Source organism: Mesorhizobium sp. M4A.F.Ca.ET.020.02.1.1 (assembly GCF_004022645.1).
Taxonomy (GTDB): Bacteria; Pseudomonadota; Alphaproteobacteria; order Rhizobiales; family Rhizobiaceae; genus Mesorhizobium.
Map to the genome: position 1 here is coordinate 1 of NZ_RZOI01000824.1, position 2,473 is coordinate 2,473.

General features: G+C 68.2%; 2 protein-coding genes and 1 pseudogene. 1 reads left to right on the forward strand and 2 read right to left on the reverse strand.

Translation table 11 applies throughout. The features are described from left to right. Nucleotides 1-334: pseudogene (locus tag EN742_RS31695) on the reverse strand (anti-sigma factor); the annotation flags it as partial. Then, nucleotides 331-870 (reverse strand): sigma-70 family RNA polymerase sigma factor, encoded by a 540-nt coding sequence (locus EN742_RS31700; protein ID WP_126057179.1) that lies wholly within the window; start codon nt 868-870, stop codon nt 331-333. The gene EN742_RS31700 and the pseudogene EN742_RS31695, both read right to left, overlap by 4 nt. Before the next feature lie 154 nt (nt 871-1,024). On the opposite strand from EN742_RS31700, the gene EN742_RS31705 reads away from it, so the two are divergent. Then, on the forward strand, nt 1,025-2,473 hold a 1,449-nt coding region (locus EN742_RS31705), incomplete at its 3' end, for an amidase (RefSeq protein ID WP_148670396.1).

Sequence of the window (2,473 nt, forward strand, 5' to 3'; positions counted from 1 at the left end):
GGGCGATGGCGATCGCGAGCGCCGCGACGGCGGCGGCGGCGAGGCCGCGCCAGAAGGTGAGGCTCGACCAGAGGCCGGCGCGGGACTCTTGGGCGAACAGCCGGCGATCGATCGCCTCCTTGACCCTGATCGGAGGCTCGGTCTCCGGATAGGCGGCGGCCATCGGCGAAAGGTGAACCTCCCAGCGGTCGACAAGGCGCGCGAAAGCGGCGTCCGCCTCGATGCGGCGGGACGCGATCTGGCGTTCGTCCGCGGCCAGGACGCCAAGAACGTATTCGGCGGCGAACAGGTCGTCGCCTCCACGTTCCGGTCCGTTTTCCTCTGCCAGCGTCATCTTTCCAGGCATTCCCTGAGTTTCAACAGGCTGCGCCGCAGCCAGGTCCGCATCGTGTTCAGCGGCACGCCATGGCGCTCCGCCAGCTCGGCATAGCTTTCGCCGTTCAGATAGGCGCCCCGGACGGCCGCCGCCCGGTCCTTCTCCAACTCGTCGAGGCAATGGTAGATGCGCACGGATTCACCGCCCGCCACGGCCATGGCCTCCGGTCCCGGCGCCGGATCGGCCACGTTGAGCGCGGCGTCGATATAGGCGGCCGGCTCGCGCCGCGCCCGAATGCGATCGATCGCATGATTGCGCGCAATAGCCACCAGCCAGGAAATCGGGCTTAGATCGGAGACCGCGAAACGATCCGCCTTCGTCCAGATCTTGACGAAGACCTCCTGCAGCGCTTCTTCCGCATCTCCCCTGTCCTTCAATACACGAAGGCAGACACCGAAAAGTTTCGCGCTGGTCTGCCGGTAGAGCAGATCAAACGCTGCCCGGTCCTTCATTGAAGTCCGGACGATCAGCTGGCTGATGTCCTGCGGCGCCATGGCGGCAAATTAGAGGATTGCCATACATTTGCAACGGCGCAGGCAATACTGTCCCCCTCAAAGCTTGCGATGATCTTTGCTCACGATGGGTTCGCGCGCCGTTGCCAAGCAAATCGGCTGCCGCTAGCCTCCGGGCCGGCGGAGGACAGCGGCGATGTCGGTCGAACGGGTGCTGTGGGAAGAGGATGCGACCGGCCTGGCCGGCCTGGTGCGCAAGGGCGAGCTCTCGCCGCAGGAGCTTGTCGACGCGGCGATCGCGCGCGCCGAGGCGACGCGCCCCGACATCAACGCCATCGCCGAGCCGCTCTATGATGCGGCGCGGGCGCGCGCCAAGAGCGTCGACCGCGCGCTGCCGCTCGCCGGCGTGCCCTTCGCGCTGAAGGATCTCGGCATCGGCCTCAGGGGCGTGCCGATCCATGGCGGCAGCCGCATCCCGGCTTTCACCGCCGACTACAATTCGGTGATGGTCGAGCGCCATCTCGCCGCCGGCCTGATCCCGATCGCCACCACCACCTCGCCCGAGCACGGGCTGAGGCTGATGACGGAATCGGCGGCCTTCGGCATCACCCGCAATCCGTGGAATATGGGCTATACCACAGGCGGCTCGTCCGGGGGCGCCGCGGCACTGGTGGCAGCCGGCGTGGTGCCGGCGGCGCACGCTTCCGACGGCGGCGGCTCGATCCGGGTGCCCTCGGCCTGCAGCGGGCTGGTCGGCTTGAAGACCTCGCGCGGCCGCGTGCCGCTGACGCCGCTCACCAGCGAAAGCTGGTACGGCATGGTTGTCGACCACGCGGTCGCCCGCTCGGTGCGGGATTCGGCGCTGCTGCTCGACCTGACGCATGGGCCGGATCCGCTGTCGCCCTATGGCGCGCCGGCGCCGAAAGGCAGCTTCGCCGCCGCCGCGGCGCGCGATCCCGGCAAGCTCAGGCTCGCCGTCTACCGCAAGTCGCCGCTCGGCCTGCCGATTTCGGCCGAGACGCTGCAAGCGCTGGACACGGCTATCGCGTTGGCGCGCGAGGGCGGTCATACGGTCGACGAGATCGACCTGCCCTATATCGGGCGCGATTTCATGGCCGACTTCTGCAAGACGGTGACCTCGGCGGTGGCCGGCACGATGCGCGCCGAGGCGCTGCGCGTCGGCCGCTCCGTTGCCGGCGACATCGAGCGCGCCACGCGTGTCTTGAGCCGCTTCGGCGATATCATCCCGGCCGGCGAACTCTATGAGATCCTGCAGCGGCTCAATGCCACGTCGCGCCGGCTGATCGCCGAGACAGCCCAGTACGATGCGGTGCTGATGCCGATCATCGCACACCCGCCGCTGGCCTGCGGCGCCATGGACCCGAAGGGCGCCGACGAGTTCATCGAGAACCTGCTGGACAAGCTGCATTTGACCAGGCTGCTCAGGGCCAAGTCGTTCCTCGGGCAGCTGATGGACAAGAGCCTGTGGTTCACCCATTGGCCGGCGATCCAGAATGTCACCGGCCAGCCGTCGATCGCGCTGCCGGTCCATGTCACCGAGGCAGGCCTGCCGCTCGGCATCCAGGCGGCGGGGCGCCCGGGCGACGAGGAGACGCTTTTGTCCTTCGCCGCGCAGATGGAGAAG

Coding starts and splice junctions, on each gene's coding strand:
- EN742_RS31700 (WP_126057179.1), bottom strand. CDS start 870: ATGGCGCCGCAGGACATCAGCCAGCTGATCGTCCGGACTTCAATGAAG.